Here is an 18,376-nt window from a genome sequence, read left to right on the forward strand (position 1 = left end):
GGCTCCGTGAGGGTACCTGGTGGAGCCCGGAGGGCTCAGTTCCAGTCCGAGTACGAGGTGAAACCACCCGTGTCGGCGAGCTGCTCGCCGACCCCGGCGAGGTCCTCCGGGAGCAGGCTCCAGACGATGACGTCGGTGCGCACCTCGGTCCAGGCGCCGTCCTCGGTTCTGGTGCGCGCTATCCAGGCGTTGCGCAGGACGCCCTCGCTGATGCAGCCGATCTTCTGGGCGACCTGCTGGGAGGCGGTGTTGTCGGCGGCGGTGCGCAGTTCGAGCCGCTCGAACTTCCGGTCGTGGAAGAGCCACTGGGCGATGGCGAAGGCCGATTCCGAGGCGTAGCCCTCGCCGCGGGCCCAGGGGGCGACGACGTAGGCGAGCTCGCTGGACCGGACGCGCCAGTCGGTGTTCCTCAGGTGGACGATGCCGACGAGCCGCTGGGTGAGGAACTCGGTGACGGCGAGGACGATGCCGCGGCCCGCGGTGCGTTCCCCGGGAGCGAGCCGGGTGATCCACTCGCGGGCGTCGGCCTCGGTGTAGGGATGGGCGACGGTGGTCCAGGCGACGACCTGCTCGTCGTTCATCATGTCGGCCAGGGCGGGCACGTCGTCCTCGTCGAGGGGACGCAGCACCAACCGCTCCGTGCTGATGGAGATGTTGGGGAAGGTGCTCGTCATGCGCCGCTCCGTAAGCTTCGGTGATTCCTCGAAAGACCGTACGGGCCGTCAGGCCTGCTGAACTGCCCAGCATGCAGCATGAAACCACCGAACCGCACAACGGGGTCCACTCCCGGTGAGGGAGCGGACCCCGTGCGTGGCGGAACTCCGGGTGCGGCCCGTCAGCCGCCGGTCACCGGCGGGACGGACCCGTGGTACTCCCCCTGGCGGCTCAGAACGAGGGGATGACGGAACCCTGGTACTTGTCCTCGATGAACTTCTTGACCTCGGGCGAGGTGAGGAGCTTCGCGAGCTTCTTGACCCGCGGGTCCGACTCGTTGCCCTTCTTCACGGCGAGGAAGTTGCCGTAGGGGCTGTTCTTCGGGGACTCCAGGACCAGCGCCTCCTTGGCGGGCTTGAGGCCGGCCGAGATGGCGTAGTTGCCGTTGATCACGGCCGCGTCCACGTCGTCCAGGGAGCGGGCGGTCTGGGCCGCCTCGACCTCCTTGAACTTGAGGTTCCTGGGGTTCTTGGTGATGTCCTGCGGGGTGGCCTCGTTGCCGGCGCCGTCCTTGAGGGTGATGAGCCCGTTGGCGGCGAGCAGCTTCAGGGCGCGGGCCTCGTTGACGGCGTCGTTCGGGACGGCGATGGTCGCACCGCTCTTGAGGGCGTCGGCCTTCTTGACCTTGTGGGAGTAGAGGCCGAGCGGCTCCAGGTGCACCGTGACGACGGGCACGATGTGGGTGCCGCGCTTCTTGTTGAAGTCGTCCAGGTACGGCTGGTTCTGGAAGTAGTTGGCGTCCACCGAGCCGTCCTCGGTCGCCGTGTTCGGCGTGATGTAGTCGGTGAACTCCTTGACCTCCAGGTCGAGGCCCGCCTTCTTGGCCAGCTTGTCCTTGACGAAGTCGAGGATCTCCGCGTGCGGGGTGGGGCTCGCGGCGACGACCAGCGGGCCGTTGCCGTCGGAGGAGCCGGAGTCCTTGCCGGAGCCGCAGGCGGTCAGCCCGAGGGTGAGGGCTCCGGTGGCGAGGACGGCGGTGGTGAGCTTGGCGGTGTTACGCACGAAAAGTGCCTTTCCTTAAGGGTGGTGCGACCCCGTGTACGGGTAAACGGGGAGTCTGGGTGTCTTCAGGCGACCTTGCCGACGTCGGCCGCCGCGGGCTCCTTGGCCTTCAGCAGGCGGAGCTTGGGCGCGGGGCCGGACCGGCCTCCCCTGCGGTGCAGGGAGCGGGCCGCGAAGTCGCCGGCGAACTGGATGACCGAGATGACGACGGCGAGGATCCCGACGGTGATCCACATCATCTGGGTCTCGAAGCGCTGGTAGCCGTAGCGGATGGCGATGTCGCCGAGGCCGCCGGCGCCGACCGTGCCCGCCATGGCCGAGTAGCCGATGAGGGCGACGATCGTGGTCGTGGTGCTGGCGATCAGCGAGGGCAGGGACTCCGGTACGAGCACCTTGCGCACGATGGTCCAGGTGCTGCCGCCCATCGACTGGACGGCCTCGACGAGCCCGCCGTCCACTTCACGGACGGCCGTCTCGACCAGGCGCGCGAAGAAGGGGATCGCGCCGATGGCGAGCGGCACGATGGCGGCCTCGCGGCCGATGGTCGTCCCGGTGATCGAGCGGGTGACACCCATCAGCGCGACCATCAGGATGATGAACGGCATGGAGCGGGCGACGTTCACGACCTGCCCGATGACCTTGTTGGCGACGACGTTCTGCAGCAGGCCGCCCCGGTCCGTGAGGACCAGGAGGATGCCGAGCGGGAGGCCGCCGAGGACGGCGATCAGGGTGGACCAGCCGACCATGTAGAGCGTGTCCCAACACGCCTGGGACAGCAGCGGCTGCATCTCCGACCAGGTCACTTGGCACCTTCCTTCACCAGCAGGTTCTCCTGGCCCACCACGTCGATCTGCAGGCCCTGTTCGCGCAGGAAGCCGACCGGCACCACGTTGTCCTCGTACCGGCCGGGCAGTTCGATGCGCATGCGGCCGATCTGGAGGCCGCCGACGGTGTCGATGGCCGCGCCCAGGATCGAGATGTCGATGTTGTAGGTGCGCGAGAGCTGGGAGATGACCGGCTGGGTGGCGGCCTCGCCCTGGAAGGTGATGTCGAGGACGGTCCGGTCGGCGCCCGTGCGCTCACCGCTCACCGGGAACAGCGCGGCGGCCAGCTCGGAGCCGGGGGTGGCGAGCAGCTCGCTGACCGTGCCGGACTCCACGATCCGGCCCTTCTCCATCAGGGCGGCCGAGTCGCAGATCGACTTCACGACGTCCATCTCGTGGGTGATGAGCAGGACGGTCAGGCCCAGCTGCCGGTTCAGGTCGCGCAGCAGCTGCAGGATGGAGCGGGTGGTCTCGGGGTCGAGGGCGCTGGTGGCCTCGTCGGAGAGCAGCACCTTGGGGTCGCCGGCGAGGGCGCGGGCGATGCCGACGCGCTGCTTCTGGCCGCCGGAGAGCTGGGCGGGGTATGCCTTGGCCTTGTCGGCGAGGCCGACCAGGTCGAGCAGTTCCAGCGCCTTGCGGGAGCGGGCCCGGCCCGCCTGGCCGAGGATCTCCAGCGGCAGCTCGACGTTGTCCTGCACGGTCCGCGAGGACAGCAGGTTGAAGTGCTGGAAGACCATGCCGATCCGGCTGCGCGCCCGGCGCAGTTCCTTGCCGGCGCGCGGGCCGCGGCCGGCCAGGGCGGTGAGGTCCTGCCCGGCGACGGTCACGGTCCCGGAGGTGGGGCGCTCCAGCAGGTTGACGCAGCGGATCAGGGAGGACTTGCCGGCGCCGGACTGGCCGATGACGCCGTAGACCTCGCCTTCGCGGACGTGGAGATCGACGCCGTCGAGGGCGGTGACCTCACGGCCGCGGGAGCGGTAGACCTTGGTCAGGCCCGAGGTGGTGATCACGTGGGTTTCCGTCACTGTCGAGTGCGCGGGCGTGGGTGTGCCCGGGCACGGGTGCATGCGGTTCCGGCATGGAGGGTGGGTCTTCGCCTCGTGCGGTCTGCGGCGCACGGACATGCCACGGGTCTCGCTTCGGGGCGCGAGGCTCAGCTGATGCGGGGGCCCTCTAGAAGGCGCACATTCGGCACATCAGGCGACACATACAACGAGCACCGGGCGTCATGGTCGCCTCGGTCGCGCGGGTGCGGCTGCTCGTCGTGGTCATGCGATCAGTAAACCAGACGGACGGTCCTGACCGGCCGCCGTTGTCCGCATGGTGGACAGCGGCGGACAGCGGTGGACGGGACCGGGCGGGCGCTCAGCCGCGGACGGCGATCTCCAGGCCCCCTTCGGTGACCAGTACCGACAAGGCCGACAGGTCCCGCACCACCAGGTCGGCGTCCAGCTCCTGCGCCCGGTGGGTTGTGGCCAACGCCACGGTGGTCATGCCGGCCGCGCGGCCGGCGCGCAGTCCGGCGGGGGCGTCCTCGAAGACCACGCAGTGGGCGGGGTCCACGCCGAGCTGCCGGGCGGCGAGCAGGTAGGGCTCGGGGTCGGGCTTGCCGCGGGTGACCTCGTCGGCCGAGACCAGGGCCTTCGGGGATATCCCGACGGCGCCCAGCCGCGCCTCGGCCAGGCGCCGGGTGGCGGAGGTGACCACGGCCCAGCGGTCGGCGGGCAGGGCGTCCAGGAGGGCGCGGGTCCCGGGCAGCAGCCGGACACCGCCGTTCGGCACGTCCTCGACCTCCAGCTGCTCGACCCGGGCCACCGCCTCCGGCACCAGACGGGCGGGCAGCAGGTCGCCGACGATCTGGACGGCGGTCCGCCCGTGCAGTTCCACGCGGGCGAACTCCTCGGCGGTGATCCCGTACTCCCGGGCCCAGCGGGACCAGCAGCGCTCGACGGAGTCGAGGGAGGAGACCAGGGTGCCGTCGTTGTCGAACAGGAGGGCGTGCGCGTGGATCGTCATGGTCCAGACCCTACGGCGTACGGCGGGGGCGGCGGCTCCGGCCCGTTTGCGCCGTAATAAGGTCGCGGCATGCTCAACGTCCTGACGCTGGTGACCGGGGTCGCCGCGCTGTTGCTCGCCGCGTGGTGCGGCTGGGCCGCGTACCGCGACCAGCCGACGAAGGACTGGCACTTCATCGGCATGGCCGTCGTGTCGCTGCTGGCCGTCGTCCAGCTGGTGATCGGGATCGTGCAGCTGGCGCGGGGCGAGAAGCCGGAGCAGGGCACGACGATCTTCGTGGCGTATCTGCTGGGCGCGTTCGCGTGCGTGCCGGCGGCGGGCCTGATGTCGCTGGCCGAGCGGACCCGCTGGGGCTCGGTGACGGTCGCCGCCGGCGGGGTGGTGCTGGCCGTCCTGGAAGTACGGCTCTACGACATCTGGGGAGGCTGAGGTGACCGCGGTGGAGGAGAAGCCGGCCCGGCTGATCAGCGGACCGGGCATGCTGCTCGTCTGGTTCTACGGCGTGATGGTGGTCGGCGCGGTGTCGCGTTCCGCGTTCCAGATCAGCACGGAGTTCGACCGGGCGCCGCTCGCCTACTCGCTGTCGGCGGTGGCGGGGCTGGTGTATGCGTTCATCACCTACACGCTGGTCCGCGGCGGGGAGAGGGCCCGGCGGGCGGCGTTGTTCTGCTGCGCCGCCGAGCTCGCGGGTGTGCTGCTCGTCGGTACCTGGACCCTGGTCGACCGGTCGGCGTTCCCGGACGCGACCGTGTGGTCGTACTACGGGGCCGGGTACGTCTTCATTCCGGTCCTGCTGCCGCTCTCCGCGGTGTACTGGCTGCGGAAGGCGCGCGACCAGCGGTCCTCCTGAGGGCCTGCGGCTGCGGTCAGGCCGTCTGGACGAAGGCCCCCGCCTGCTTCTCCAGGATGATCAGCTCCACCCCGTCGTCGCCCTTGGCCCGGCCCACCGTCTGGTAGCCGACCCGGCGGTACAGGCGGAGGTTGCCCTCGCTGCGGTGACCGGTGAAGAGACGGAACCGCTTGGCGCCGCGCTCCGACTCCAGCGCCGTCTCCGCCGCGCGCAGCAGGCGCGCGCCGATGCCGTGGCCCTGGAGGCGGGGGTGGACGCAGAGCTTGCCGATGGCCGCCGCGCCGTCCTCGGTGACCTTGCCGCGCACCGAGCCGACCACCTCCTCGCCGAGCCGGGCGACGAAGACGCAGTCGGAGGCGACCTCCTGGCGGACGGAGTCCAGGGTCTGCACGAGCGGGTCGATGCGGTAGTTGCCGTACAGCGCCGCCTCGCTCTGGAAGCACAGGTACTGGAGCCGGAAGATCTGCTCCGCGTCCTGCTCGGTCGCCACCGAGATGGTCACGCTCATGCCCATGTGCGCACGCCTCCCGCTCACCTGATCACCTGTCGTCGCCTACTCCTATCCCCGCGCTTCACAGGCCGCAACCTCCGGGGGGAGCAATCGGCGCAGACATCCGAGACATCTGGAGCGTTCCGGGCCGAGACTGCCCTGTGAGATACCCAACTCCCCCGCGATCTCCCGGTATGTCAGGTCCTTCGGCGAGAGCAGCGCCTCCAGGAGCCGGGGACAGCGGCCGGGCAGCCGGCGGACCGCGTCCCGCAGCGCGCGGTACCGGGCGGCGGTCAGGACGTGCTGCTCGGGTCCGGGGCGGAGGTCGTCGGCCGGCTCACCCTGGTACGGCCGTTCCAGGCGGCTGGTGCGGCGGCTGCGGCGGGCCTCGGCGCGCACGGCCCTGCGCAGCCAGCCCTCGGGATCGAGCGGTGGCCCCTCGGTCTCCAGCCGTTCCAGGAGCCGCAGCCACACGGCCTGCTCCAGATCACCCGGCTCCCCTCCGGCGGCATATGCCTCGGCGGAGGCCTCGGCGGTGAGCAGGGGATGCAGGGTGGCCACCAGGTCGTGCGTCATATGCGGAACGACGAGCCGCCCCGGCGGGGGGTTGCCGGGGCGGCGCACAGTCACCCCGAACGGGTGCCGGGCGGCGCGGTGGTTGACGCCGTCAGCCCTTCAGGAAGTCGGCGCGGGCGAGCAGTCCGGTGTCGGCGTTGTCGGTGAAGACGCCGTCGATCCCGGTGGCGAAGTACCGCTTGAAGGCCCCGAAGACGTCACCGTAGGCGTCGGCGGCGCCGCCCTTGCGGTACTCGGCCGGCAGGAAGGGGTTCTCGTTGCGCATCGTGTAAGGGTGCAGGACGAGGCCGACCTTGTGGGCGTCGGCGACCAGGGTGGTCGGCTCGGCGAGGGTGCCGTCCGCCTTCTTGGGGATGACCAGGTCCAGGGTCGGGCCGATGCCCTGGGCGTAGCCGGCGATCTCGCGCAGCCCCTTGGGCGTGATGAGGTCGGCGACCGTCCGCGGGTCCTTCGCCTCGACGAAGTCGTACGGACGGCTGTCGGCCGAGGAAAGCAGGACGACGAGCGGGTTGTCGACCAGCCGGTTCAGCCGCTGGATGCTGGTGGGCTCGAAGGACTGCAGGATGACCGGTGCGTCGCGGCCGTCCTTGCCGTGCTTGCGCAGCAGCTTGGCCACCCGCTCCTCCAGGCCGAGGCCCAGCTTGCGGAAGTAGGTGGGGTGCTTGGTCTCCGGGTAGATCCAGACCTGCCGGCCGCGCTTGCGGGTCTGCTCGTCCTGCCAGGCGAGGACCTCTTCGAAGGTGGGTATCTCCCAACGGCCGTTGTAGAGGGTGTTGTGCGGCCGGTTGGCCGGGATGCGCTCGACGGCGCGCAGCGTCTTCAGCTCGGCGAGCGTGAAGTCCTCGGTGAACCAGCCGGTGGTGGCGACGCCGTCCACGACCTTGGTGGTCTTCCGGCCGGCGAACTCCGGGCGGGAGGCGACGTCCGTCGTGCCGCCGATCTCCGGCTCGTGCCGGCAGACCAGGTGGCCGTCCCTGGTGGGCACCAGGTCGCCGGCCTCGACCACGTCGGCGCCGAGGTCCAGGGCCAGGTCGTACGAGCCGAAGGTGTGCTCGGGGCGGTAGCCGCTGGCGCCCCGGTGGCCGATGATCGTCGGCACCGGCAGGCTCTTCAGCCCGCGCCCGCCGTGTCCGGCCGTCCGGGTGCCGGCGGCCCGGGCCGCGCCGGGCAGTCCGAGGACCGCTCCGCCCGCACCGAGCACCGCGGCGCCGAGCAGCGCCCGCCGTCCCGTCGTCTGCGCCTGCCCGTTCCCCTGGTCGCTGTCCATGAGCGCCCCTCCTGCCGCGTTCGTTCGTCGGTGCGGCCCGATCGTAGGGTCGTACACATGGCCGACGGGAGGCCCCGGATCGAACACCCGGGTGCGGTCGGGTGTCCTGCGAACGGCGGAAGGTGACGGTTCGTCGGGCGCGGGCGGCTGTTCCGAGCGATGTCCGTCACACCCTCGCAAGGCTGTTACGGGCCGTCCTGCGGACACCACCGCAGGTAAACCCGCGTCAACACTTCGTAAGGCCTCGGTGAACCGGGCGTCCCCGATGTGCGCGCGGACCGGCACCGCGAGTAATGTCCTCACCTGCACAGACTCATATCGCCCCCCTTGACATCGGAGGACCCGTTGTCCCGCTTCGCGCTCATCAAGGCAGTGCTCGCACCGATCATGCGCCTGATGTTCCGCCCACAGGTGGAAGGCGTGGAGAACATCCCGGGGGACGGCCCGGTGATCCTGGCCGGTAATCACCTCACCTTCATCGACTCCATCGTGCTGCCGGTGGTCACCAAGCGGCAGGTGTGCTTCATCGGCAAGGACGAGTACGTCACCGGCAAGGGGTTCAAGGGCCGACTGATGGCGTGGTTCTTCACGGGCGTCGGCATGATCCCGGTGGACCGGGACGGGGCGAACGGCGGCGTGGCCGCGCTGATGACGGGCCGGAGGATCCTGGAGGAGGGCAAGATCTTCGGGATCTACCCCGAGGGCACCCGGTCGCCCGACGGGCGTCTGTACCGGGGCCGTACGGGTATCGCCCGCCTGACCCTGATGACCGGCGCGCCGGTGGTGCCGTTCGCCATGATCGGGACGGACAAGCTGCAGCCGGGCGGCCGGGGCATCCCGCGGCCCGGCCGGGTCACCGTCCGGTTCGGCGAGGCCATGGAGTTCTCGCGCTACGAGGGCATGGACCGGGACCGGTACGTGCTGCGGGCGGTCACGGACTCCGTCATGGCCGAGGTCATGCGGCTGTCCGGTCAGGAGTACGTCGACATGTACGCCACCAAGGCGAAGGCCGCCTAGGGCCGTCCGACGGACCGGCGCTCCGCGGCCGTCCGTCCGCCTGCCGGTGGAATCTCCGCCGACACATCGGGCATTCGGCCGTATGAAAGCGGCCTTATCACCACACAACATGTCTGATTCAGACATGTACAAACCTTCTCGGCGTACTCTGCTCCGTACCCCGATCGCCGCCGCCGGCGCGGGACTCCTGGCAGCCTGCACCGGCTCGGGGTCCGACCCCAGTTCCGGCCTGCAACACGCGGACGGCGGCGGGAAGTTCGTGCCGGCCGGACCCCGGGGGTACGTCAACCCGTCGGATCCGGAGGTCCTGGCGGCCGAGCGGAAACGGGGCTCCGGGCACGTCCGCACGTTCCGGTTCACCGCAGCCGAAACCAAGCTGGACCTGGGCGGCAGATCGGTCCGCACCTGGGCGTACAACGAGGAGGTGCCGGGCCCGCTGGTGCGGGTCACGGCCGGTGACGTACTCGACCTCACGCTCGCCAACCGGCTGCCCGCCTCGACCACGCTGCACTCCCACGGGGTGCGGCTGCGCTGCGACATGGACGGCGTGCCGGACCTGACCCAGCGGGCCATCGCCTCGGGGGACGACTTCCGCTACCACTTCGTCGCGAAGCACCCGGGAACCTACCTGCTCCACTCCCACGTGGGGATGCAGCCCGACCGGGCCCTGTACGCACCGCTCGTCGTGGACGACCCCAAGGAGCCCCTCTCCTACGACAAGGAATGGGTCGTCGTCGTCGACGACTGGCTGGACGGCGTGGAGGGCTCCACCCCCGAGAACGTCCTGGAGCAGCTCAAGCCCGGCGGAGCCATGGACATGGGGACGATGGCCATGGGTCCCGGCCACGGGAGTGCGAGCCCCGGCCGCCAGACGTCCGCGCACCCGTCACCGCACCGGAAGTCCGCCGGCCCCGTCCGGGTGCTGCACGACTCCTACAGCCGCATGCTGCACGGGGAGGGCGGCAGCGTCGCCTACCCGCACTACCTGATCAACGGGCGGCTGCCCGGCAATCCCTCGGTGTTCCGCTGCCGTCCCGGCGACCGGGTGCGCCTGCGCATCATCAACGCCGGTTCCGAGACCGCCTTCCGGGTCGCGCTGGGCGACCACCCGATGACCGTCACCCACACCGACGGCTATCCGGTGAAGCACAAGAAGACCGACGCGCTGCTCGTCGGCATGGCGGAACGCTACGACGTGCTCGTCACCGTCAAGGACGGGGTCTTCCCCCTGGTCGCCCTGGCCGAGGGGAAGAAGGGCCGGGCCCTCGCCGTGCTGAGCACCGCCAAGGGGGGCAGGAAGCTGCCGCCCGCCGACGTCCGCCCGCGCGAGCTGGACGGCAACACCGTCCCGGCGCGCCGTCTGCTGCCCGACGACTCCGTGGCCCTGGCGGACCGTCACCCCGACCGCGAGATGCGCATCAGGATCACCGGGACCATGGCGAAGTTCGACTGGGGGTTCGACCACAAGCCCTACTCCGTGGCCCAGCGGCACGCGGTGCGCGCGGGTGAACGGGTGCGGCTGACGCTCATCAACGCCACGGGCATGTGGCACCCGATGCACCTGCACGGGCACACGTTCTCGCTGGGCGGTCTCGACTCCGTGGGGGCGCGCAAGGACACCGCGCTGGTGCTGCCGCACCGGAAGCTGGTGATCGACTTCGATGCGGACAATCCCGGGTTGTGGATGCTGCACTGCCACAACCAGTACCACTCGGAGAGCGGGATGATGACCGTGCTGGGGTACAAGCGCTGAGACGCGGGGCGGTCCGGCTCGCCCCGGCCGTCTCAGCCCGTGCTGTCCAGTTCCTGCTTCTTCAGCAGGGACCAGGCCACCGCCGAGGCCGCCAGGAGGACCGCCGAGCCTGCCGCCGAGGCCAGGTGGAGGCCGTGCACGAAGGAGTCGCGGGCCGCGTCGAGGAGTGCCTCCCCCTGGAGCGCGGGCATGTCCGCCGCGGTCTCCACCGCCGCGCCCAGGGACTCGTGGGCGCCGGCCGGGGTGCCCGCCGGGCCCGTGAAGTCACGGTAGGCGCCCGTCACGATGGAGCCGAGCAGGGCGATGCCCAGGGCGGCGCCCAGTTCGTACGCCGTCTCGGAGACCGCGGAGGCCGCACCCGCCTGGTCCTTGGGGACGCTGGAGAGGATGACGTCGGCGGTCACCGTGAAGGAGAAGCCCGCGCCCACGCCCACGACCAGCAGGGCGGCGCCGAGCACAGGGTAGCCGGTGGACTGGCCGAGCGTCGTCAGGGCGGCCAGGGCGACGCCGACCGCGGCCAGCCCGCCCGAGACCACCGCGCGGACCGAGAACCGCCGGGCGGCGCGGCCCGCGACCAGGCCGGCCGCGACCGCGCCCACCGCCGCGGGCAGTTCGGCCAGGCCCGCCTCGAACGGGCGTCGGCCCTGGACGAGTTGCAGGTACTGGGAGAGGAAGAACACCAGGCCGGACATGCCGAGCACGGTCAGCAGGTCGGCGAGGACCGCTCCGCTGAAACCGCGGCGCCGGAACAGCCGCATGTCCAGCAGCGGGACCGGCATGGTGAGCTGGCGGCGGACGAAGCCGTACAGGGCCGCCGCGCCCAGCAGTCCGGCGCCCAGGCTCGTTGCGCCCACGCCGTGGGCCGCGGCCTCCTTGACGCCGTAGACCAGGGCGATCATGCCGACCAGCGACAGCAGGACGCTGCTCAGGTCCCAGGGGCCCGGACTGGGGTTGCGGGACTCGGGCAGCGTGCGGATGCCGACCAGGACCAGGACGGCCATCACCGGCAGGTTGATCAGGAAGACCGAGCCCCACCAGAAGTGCTCCAGGAGGAATCCGCCGGCGATCGGGCCGACGGCCATACCGGCGGAGGCGGTGGCGCCCCAGATGCCGACGGCGAGGCTGCGCTCGCGCGCGTCGTGGAAGATGTTGCGGATCAGGGCCAGGGTGGCCGGCATCAGGGTCGCGCCGGCGACACCGAGCAGCGCCCGGGCCAGGATCATCAGTTCCGGTGTCGTCGCGTAGGCGCCCAGCACGGACAGCGCGGCGAACGCCGTGGCACCGACGAGCAGGATGCGCTTGCGCCCGATGCGGTCGCCGAGGCTGCCCATGGAGACGAGCAGACCGGCGATGACGAAGGAGTAGACGTCGCCGATCCACAGCAGCTGGGTGCCGGAGGGGTGGAGGTCTTCGCTGAGGTAGGGGGTCGCCAGGCCGAGGACGGTGGCGTCGACGGCCACCAGCAGCACGGCCAGGACGAGGACGGACAGCGCCAGCCAGCGGCCCGGGCGCTTCACCGCCTCGGTCGCCGGTGCCGGCTGCAGGGTGCGGGTCATGGTTCCTCTCTTCGCAGAGCGCCGCCGAGCAACAGCTCGGCGATCATGGTCGGGAAGTCCCGGGCGGCCACGCGGCCGTCCAGGGTGGCCCAGGCGCACGAGGCGATCAGCCCGTACAGGGCCTCGGTGAGCCAGACCGGGCTGAGGTCGATCCGGAAGGCGCCGTCGCGCTGTCCACGCTGGAACAGGGCGCCGATCCGGGTGTCCAGGCGCTGCCAGCCCTCGTGCTGCCGGTCGCCCTCCCACAGCTGGTTCTCGCCGTACAGGAACGCGAGCAGTCCGGCGGCCGGCTGGAGCTCGCGCACCAGCCGGCGTACGGCCTCGGCGGCGGGCCCCTCCTCCGGCCGGGCCCGGTCCAGCGCCGCCTCGCACTCGGCGATGCCGAGCTGCTCCAGCGCACGCACGAGCGCGTCCCGGCCGGCGAAGTGCCGGTGCAGGGTGGCCCGGCTGATCCCGGCGGCCTTCGCGACCTCGTCCATGGTCGCGGTGGATCTGCGGGTCAGCAGGGCGGCTGCGCTGCGCAGCACGTGGTCACGGTCGAGAGCCATGAGACAAGAATAGCCCACATGAGACATTGATGTCTCATTGAAGGCATGAGTGACTCATTTCCGCTGGTCGTGCGGGGTGACGCCTCAGTGCCAGGGCAGCTGCCCGCGCCGCTCCCAGTAGGCGCGCGGTTCCTCCGCGAGAGCGGCGAGGCGGGTCATCCGGTCCGCGTCGAGGTCGACGGCGGGGGCGTGCAGGTTGGACATGAGCTGGGGGACGGTCGCGGCGCCGGAGAGGACGACCCCGGCCCAGGGCCGGCTCAGGATCCAGGCGAGGGCGACCGCGTCGCAGCCGAGCCCGGTCGCGGCGGCCACGGCCCGCACCGCGTCCGGGGCGTGCGGTGCGGCCAGCCGGCCGTTGGCCATGCCCTCCTTGACGATCACGGTGAGCCCGGCGTCGTGCGCCTCGGCGAGCGCGGGGCCGGCGGAGGGCTCCAGGACGTTGTACGTCGACTGGACGGTACGGAAGAGGGGCTCGCCGTCGACCGTGACGGCGAGGGCGGCGCGGATCGCGTCGGCCTGGGCGGGGCCGCTGGTGGAGAAGCCGATGGTGAGGCCCCCGGCGGCGGCCTCCGCCAGCCTGGCGTGGAGGTCCTTGTCGGTGAGGGCCGGGCTGTCCGGGGTCACCGAGTGGATCTGGTAGAGGTCGAGCCGTTCGCCGAGCAGGGCGTCGGTCTCGGCGCGCTGCCGTTCGTAGGTGGCGAGGCCGTGGTCCTTGACCTCGTGCGTCTCGGCGTCCGCCGACCAGTCGGCGGTGTAGGTGTAGCCCCATTTGCTGCCGATGACGACGTCGTCCAGGTCGGGGTGGGCCTTCAGCCAGTCGGCCAGGAACTCCTCGGAGCGGCCGTAGGAGCGGGCGGCGTCGAAATAGCGGACGCCCTGGGCGTAGGCCGCGTCGAGGAGTTCGTGGGTGCGGGTGCGCAGCGCGTCCGCGCTGCGGTCCGCTCCGAGGTCTTCGTCCCGGCCGAGGTTGATGTAGCCGGGGCGGCCGACGGCGGCGAGGCCCAGGCCGATGTGGCAGGTGGGCGTGGTTGCTGTTGCCAGTCGGGCGAAGGGCATCACGGGCTCCGTCGGGTCGGCTCCGGTTCGGCTTTCGACCAACGTAACCCGCGATGACCTTCGGGTCCGACCGACGGCTCGCGCTGCCCGGCGGTTCGGCGAGTGCGGGTGCGGGTGCCAGTGCGGGTGCGGGTGCTTCGTGGTGGCTCGCGCCCACGCGGCGGAGCCGTACACCGACAACGCCCCGCGCCCCCTGCGGCCTACTGCCGGGCCGTCGCCCAGGAGTGCTGGGCCGCCACGTTGGCCTTGACCTCCGCCAGCTGGACCGCGACCGCGCTCGGGGCCGTACCGCCCCGCCCGTTGCGGGAGGCGAGGGCGCCGGGGACGTTGAGGACCGAGCGGACCTCGGGCGTGAGGTGGGGGGAGATCTTCGCGAACTGCTCGTCCGTGAGGCCGTCCAGCTCCTTGCCCTCGGCCTCGGCGACCTTGACGCACTCCCCCGCGACCTCGTGCGCCACGCGGAACGGCACACCCTGCTTGACCAGCCACTCGGCGATGTCGGTGGCGAGCGAGAAGCCGGCCGGGGCCAGTTCCTCCATGCGCTCGCGGTGGACGGTGAGGGTGGCGATCATGCCGGTGAAGGCGGGGAGCAGCACCTCCAGCTGGTCGCAGGAGTCGAAGACCGGCTCCTTGTCCTCCTGGAGGTCGCGGTTGTAGGCGAGCGGGAGGGCCTTGAGGGTGGCGAGCAGACCGGTGAGGTTGCCGATGAGACGCCCGCTCTTGCCCCGGGCCAGCTCGGCGATGTCCGGGTTCTTCTTCTGCGGCATGATCGACGAGCCCGTGGAGAACGCGTCGTACAGGGTCACGAAGGAGAACTCCTTCGTGTTCCAGATGATGATCTCCTCGGCGATCCGGGAGAGGTCGACGCCGATCATCGCCGTGATGAAGGCGAACTCGGCGACGAAGTCCCGGGAGGCCGTGCCGTCGATGGAGTTGCCGACGCTGCCGTGCTCGAAGCCGAGGTCCTCGGCCACCGCCTCCGGGTCCAGGCCCAGGGAGGAGCCGGCGAGGGCGCCGGAGCCGTACGGCGACACGGCCGTCCGCTCGTCCCACTGGCGCAGCCGCTCGGCGTCCCGGGACAGGGACTGGACGTGGGCGAGCACGTGGTGGGCGAAGAGCACCGGCTGGGCGTGCTGGAGGTGGGTGCGGCCGGGCATCGCCACGTCCGGGTGGGCCTCGGCCAGGCCGATCAGGGCGTCCTGGAGGTCGGCGATCAGTCCGCCGACGATCCGGGCGTGGTCACGCAGGTACATCCGGAACAGCGTGGCCACCTGGTCGTTGCGGGACCGGCCGGCGCGGAGCTTGCCGCCGAGGTCGGGGCCGAGGCGCTCCAGCAGGCCCCGCTCCAGGGCGGTGTGCACGTCCTCGTCGGCGATCGTGCCCACGAAGGAGCCGTCGGCGACGTCGGCTTCGAGCCGGTCCAGGCCCGCGATCATGCGCGTCAGCTCGTCCTCGGTGAGCAGGCCCGCCTTGTGCAGGACGCGCGCGTGGGCACGCGAGCCGGCGATGTCGTAGGGCGCGAGCCGCCAGTCGAAGTGGACGGACGCGGACAGCTTCGCCAGGGCCTCGGCCGGGCCGTCGGCGAAACGGCCGCCCCAGAGCCGTACGTCACCGCTGTTGCTGCTCACTGCGTTGCTCCTCGGAGGTGGGGATGTGCGACCGCCTCCCCACTTTCGTCGAGTGAGGAGGCGGCTGTCAGGTCATTGCGTGCGAGGTGACCCGCGCGTGTTACGCGAGGTCGCGCTTGGCCGCGATCTTGGACGACAGGCTGTAGATGTCGATGAAGCCCTTGGCAGCCGACTGGTCGAACGTGTCGCCGGTGTCGTAGGTGGCGAGGTTGAAGTCGTACAGGGACTCCGTCGAGCGCCGGCCGGTGACGACGGCGCGGCCGCCGTGCAGGGTCATCCGGATGTCGCCGGTGACGTGCTGGTTGGCCTCGTTGACGAAGCCGTCCAGGGCGCGCTTGAGCGGGGAGAACCACTGGCCGTCGTAGACCAGTTCGCCCCAGCGCTGCTCGACCTGCCGCTTGTAGCGGGCGAGTTCGCGCTCGACGGTGACGTTCTCCAGCTCCTGGTGGGCGGTGATCAGGACGATCGCGCCGGGAGCCTCGTAGACCTCGCGGGACTTGATGCCGACCAGGCGGTCCTCGACCATGTCGATCCGGCCGATGCCCTGGGCGCCGGCGCGCTCGTTGAGCTGCTGGATGGCCTGGAGGACGGTGACGGGCCTGCCGTCGATGGCGACCGGGACGCCCTCCTTGAAGGAGATGACCACCTCGTCGGCCTCGCGGGGGACGGCCGGGTTGGAGGTGTACTCGTAGATGTCCTCGATCGGGGCGTTCCAGATGTCCTCCAGGAAGCCCGTCTCGACCGCGCGCCCGAAGACGTTCTGGTCGATGGAGTACGGGGACTTCTTGGTGGTGGCGATCGGGAGCTGCTTCTCCTCGCAGAAAGCGATCGCCTTGTCCCGGGTCATCGCGTAGTCGCGGACCGGGGCGATGCACTTCAGGTCGGGGGCGAGGGCGACGATGCCGGCCTCGAAGCGGACCTGGTCGTTGCCCTTGCCGGTGCAGCCGTGGGCGACCGTGGTGGCGCCGTGCTTCTCGGCGGCGGCGACGAGGTGCTTGACGATCGTCGGCCGGGACAGCGCGGAGACCAGCGGGTAGCGGTCCATGTAGAGGGCGTTGGCCTTGATCGCCGGGAGGCAGTACTCGTCGGCGAACTCGTCCTTGGCGTCCGCGACCTCGGCCTCGACGGCGCCGCACGCGAGGGCGCGCTTGCGGATGACGTCCAGGTCCTCGCCGCCCTGGCCGACGTCGACCGCAACGGCGATGACCTCGGCGCCCGTCTCCTCGGCGATCCAGCCGATGGCGACGGAGGTGTCCAGACCGCCTGAGTAGGCGAGTACGACGCGCTCGGTCACGGGTTTCTCCTCACAGTGCATTCGCTGACATGCATGAGTATGCAGGGTTCCGCATGATTCGTCAATCAGCATCGGCCGGGCGGGAAATTCGCGGCGGCACTGAACACGGGAAACCGCTTTCGCGTACTCCTCCCCGAACGCAGGCGCCGCGTTGCCCACCCCCCGACCGGGGTCGACCAGATCCGCTCCTGACCCAAGTGAGGCATCCGCATGTCCAGGGCTCTTCCGAAGTACAACCAGCGTCGCGTGGCGATCATCGGCGGTGCCGCCGCCGTGGTGCTGTCCGGCGCGGTGATCGCCGGCTCCGCCCTCGCCGGCACCCCCGCCAAGAGCGACGACGCGGCCGGCGCCCGCACGCTGGCGAGCCCCGGGACGATCAGCTGCCCGGACGTCGCCTCCAAGCTGCCCGCCGTGCCCGCCTCCGCGAAGGCCGAGGTCGACCGCAACCTCGCACTGCTCCGGACCCAGATCCAGGAGGCCGACAAGCGGCTGAGGGACACGGTCGGCCAGGGCGGACCCAACTTCGTGAACAACGCGATCCTCGGCCCCCTGAAGGACAAGCGCGTGGCCACCGTCAACCGCATCGCCACCGCGATCGGGCGTACGGCGGCCAAGCCGACCGGGCTGGACGCGCTGGCGCCCTGCACGCTCGGCGGCGGGACCGCGGGCACCGGCGCGAACGCGGGCGGCGGGCGGGCCTCCGCCACGACGGCCCCGGGCGGCGCCGCGAACCAGCAGTCGGGCGCCGGCGCGGCGGCGGGCGGGAGCACCGCGGCGGGCACGATCAGCTGCCCGGACGTCGCCTCCAAGCTGCCCGCCGTGCCCGCCTCCGCGAAGGCCGAGGTCGACCGCAACCTCACACTGCTCCAGACCCAGGTCCAGGAGGCCGACAAGCGGCTGAGGGACACGGTCGGCCAGGGCGGACCCAACTTCGTGAACAACGCGATCCTCGGCCCCCTGAAGGACAAGCGGGCCTCGACCATCGACCGCATCGCCATCTCCATCGGCCGCACCGCGGCCAAGCCGACGGGCCTGGACTCGCTGGCCGCCTGCACCCTCACCAAGTGAGGTGACGGACCGCCGTGGCCGCCCCCTGGGACGCGCAGGTTCGGGGGCGGCCACGGCACCGCCGGTTCCGGCCCGATCCGGCCGTTGCCCGGACAGCCGAAGTAGTTGTCACCCACAATCGTTAGCCATGGGAAAGACGTATGAGCGCATAACCGGCAGGCTGCGCACGTTCATCGAGGAACAGCCCCTCTTCTTCACCGCGACCGCCCCGCTCTCCGGTGACGGCACGGTCAACCTCTCCCCCAAGGGCCTCAAGGGCTCCTTCGCCGTGCTGGACGACCGCACCGTGGCGTACCTGGACTTCGCCGGCTCCAACGCCGAGACCGTCGCCCACCTCAGGGAGAACGGGCGGATCACGCTGATGTGGTGCGCCTTCCAGGGCCCGCCCACCATCGTGCGCGTGCACGGCCGGGGCGAGCCGGTCTTCCGTGACGACCCGCGCTTCCCGGAGCTGCTCGCCCGCTTCCCGGACATCGACCCGGCCCCGCACGGGCTGCGCGCGGTCATCGTCGTCCACGCCGAACTGGTCCGGGACACCTGCGGGTACGCCATCCCCTACATGGCGTACGAGGCGGAACGCGATCTGCACGCGAGGCGCTTCTCCCGGGAGGACGACGCCTCCCTGGACGCGTACTTCACCAAGAAGGAGCACATCGCGACCAGCCTGGACGGACTGCCCGGCCTGCCACTGCCGCTGCCGCCGTCTACCGTCTGAGC

Annotated in this window: 19 protein-coding genes; 6 read left to right on the plus strand and 13 right to left on the minus strand. The window is 71.2% G+C overall.

What is annotated here, in order from left to right:
* Nucleotides 1-35: 35 nt before the first annotated feature.
* From IG05_RS0118650 to IG05_RS0118670, 5 genes are all read right to left on the minus strand, one after another.
* The gene (locus IG05_RS0118650) at nt 36-674 is read right to left on the minus strand and encodes a GNAT family N-acetyltransferase (RefSeq protein WP_030343953.1); all 639 of its coding nucleotides are present in this window, start codon (nt 672-674) and stop codon (nt 36-38) included.
* Nucleotides 675-885: 211 nt separating this feature from the next.
* Nucleotides 886-1,716 carry a MetQ/NlpA family ABC transporter substrate-binding protein gene (locus tag IG05_RS0118655; RefSeq protein WP_030343954.1) on the minus strand — a complete coding sequence of 277 codons (831 nt, stop codon included), beginning with the start codon at nt 1,714-1,716 and terminating at the stop codon, nt 886-888.
* Between the two features lie 65 nt (nt 1,717-1,781).
* A complete protein-coding gene (locus tag IG05_RS0118660) occupies nt 1,782-2,519 on the minus strand; it encodes a methionine ABC transporter permease (protein WP_030343956.1) in 738 nt (245 codons plus the stop codon).
* The gene (locus IG05_RS0118665) at nt 2,516-3,607 is read right to left on the minus strand and encodes a methionine ABC transporter ATP-binding protein (protein ID WP_078894319.1); all 1,092 of its coding nucleotides are present in this window, start codon (nt 3,605-3,607) and stop codon (nt 2,516-2,518) included. Before IG05_RS0118665 ends, IG05_RS0118660 begins: the two co-directional genes overlap by 4 nt.
* A 298-nt stretch (nt 3,608-3,905) precedes the next feature.
* A complete protein-coding gene (locus IG05_RS0118670; protein ID WP_030343959.1) occupies nt 3,906-4,556 on the minus strand; it encodes an HAD family hydrolase in 651 nt (216 codons plus the stop codon).
* Between the two features lie 69 nt (nt 4,557-4,625).
* Between IG05_RS0118670 and IG05_RS0118675 the strand changes: the two genes are divergently transcribed.
* Entirely contained in the window at nt 4,626-4,985 is a 360-nt protein-coding gene (locus IG05_RS0118675; RefSeq protein ID WP_030343961.1) for a hypothetical protein, read from the plus strand.
* A gap of 1 nt (nt 4,986) precedes the next feature.
* Nucleotides 4,987-5,406: a hypothetical protein gene (locus IG05_RS0118680; protein WP_030343963.1), complete on the plus strand. Its 420-nt coding sequence runs from the start codon at nt 4,987-4,989 to the stop codon at nt 5,404-5,406.
* A 16-nt stretch (nt 5,407-5,422) separates the two neighbouring features.
* On the opposite strand, the gene IG05_RS0118685 is transcribed toward IG05_RS0118680, so the two are convergent.
* From IG05_RS0118685 to IG05_RS0118695, 3 genes are all read right to left on the minus strand, one after another.
* Nucleotides 5,423-5,920, minus strand: coding sequence for a GNAT family N-acetyltransferase (locus IG05_RS0118685; RefSeq protein ID WP_030343965.1), 498 nt, complete (start codon nt 5,918-5,920; stop codon nt 5,423-5,425).
* 45 nt (nt 5,921-5,965) lie between these two features.
* Nucleotides 5,966-6,472, minus strand: a complete 507-nt coding sequence (locus IG05_RS0118690; protein WP_030343967.1) for a sigma-70 family RNA polymerase sigma factor — start codon at nt 6,470-6,472, stop codon at nt 5,966-5,968.
* A gap of 91 nt (nt 6,473-6,563) precedes the next feature.
* Entirely contained in the window at nt 6,564-7,739 is a 1,176-nt protein-coding gene (locus IG05_RS0118695; RefSeq protein WP_030343969.1) for a glycerophosphodiester phosphodiesterase, read from the minus strand.
* Nucleotides 7,740-8,066: 327 nt separating this feature from the next.
* Between IG05_RS0118695 and IG05_RS0118700 the strand changes: the two genes are divergently transcribed.
* Both IG05_RS0118700 and IG05_RS0118705 read left to right on the plus strand, forming a co-directional pair.
* Entirely contained in the window at nt 8,067-8,756 is a 690-nt protein-coding gene (locus tag IG05_RS0118700) for a lysophospholipid acyltransferase family protein (RefSeq protein ID WP_078894321.1), read from the plus strand.
* 124 nt (nt 8,757-8,880) lie between these two features.
* A complete protein-coding gene (locus IG05_RS0118705; RefSeq protein WP_030343972.1) occupies nt 8,881-10,509 on the plus strand; it encodes a multicopper oxidase family protein in 1,629 nt (542 codons plus the stop codon).
* Nucleotides 10,510-10,541: 32 nt separating this feature from the next.
* On the opposite strand, the gene IG05_RS0118710 is transcribed toward IG05_RS0118705, so the two are convergent.
* The 5 genes from IG05_RS0118710 to IG05_RS0118730 form a co-directional block, all read right to left on the minus strand.
* Nucleotides 10,542-12,065, minus strand: a complete 1,524-nt coding sequence (locus tag IG05_RS0118710; RefSeq protein ID WP_030343974.1) for an MFS transporter — start codon at nt 12,063-12,065, stop codon at nt 10,542-10,544.
* Nucleotides 12,062-12,613: a TetR/AcrR family transcriptional regulator gene (locus tag IG05_RS0118715; RefSeq protein WP_030343975.1), complete on the minus strand. Its 552-nt coding sequence runs from the start codon at nt 12,611-12,613 to the stop codon at nt 12,062-12,064. Before IG05_RS0118715 ends, IG05_RS0118710 begins: the two co-directional genes overlap by 4 nt.
* Before the next feature lie 84 nt (nt 12,614-12,697).
* The gene (locus tag IG05_RS0118720; protein WP_030343977.1) at nt 12,698-13,669 is read right to left on the minus strand and encodes an aldo/keto reductase; all 972 of its coding nucleotides are present in this window, start codon (nt 13,667-13,669) and stop codon (nt 12,698-12,700) included.
* Nucleotides 13,670-13,869: 200 nt separating this feature from the next.
* Nucleotides 13,870-15,297, minus strand: a complete 1,428-nt coding sequence (argH, locus tag IG05_RS0118725) for an argininosuccinate lyase (RefSeq protein WP_030343978.1) — start codon at nt 15,295-15,297, stop codon at nt 13,870-13,872.
* 100 nt (nt 15,298-15,397) lie between these two features.
* Nucleotides 15,398-16,591, minus strand: a complete 1,194-nt coding sequence (locus tag IG05_RS0118730; protein WP_030343980.1) for an argininosuccinate synthase — start codon at nt 16,589-16,591, stop codon at nt 15,398-15,400.
* Between the two features lie 210 nt (nt 16,592-16,801).
* Here IG05_RS0118730 and IG05_RS0118735 point away from each other — a divergent pair, with 210 nt between their 5' ends.
* Nucleotides 16,802-17,659, plus strand: a complete 858-nt coding sequence (locus tag IG05_RS0118735) for a hypothetical protein (protein ID WP_030343982.1) — start codon at nt 16,802-16,804, stop codon at nt 17,657-17,659.
* A 127-nt stretch (nt 17,660-17,786) separates the two neighbouring features.
* Nucleotides 17,787-18,374: a pyridoxamine 5'-phosphate oxidase family protein gene (locus IG05_RS0118740; protein WP_030343987.1), complete on the plus strand. Its 588-nt coding sequence runs from the start codon at nt 17,787-17,789 to the stop codon at nt 18,372-18,374.
* The last annotated feature ends 2 nt before the right edge of the window (nt 18,375-18,376 follow it).

This window comes from Streptomyces sp. NRRL S-1022 (assembly GCF_000720135.1).
Taxonomy (GTDB): domain Bacteria; phylum Actinomycetota; class Actinomycetes; order Streptomycetales; family Streptomycetaceae; genus Streptomyces.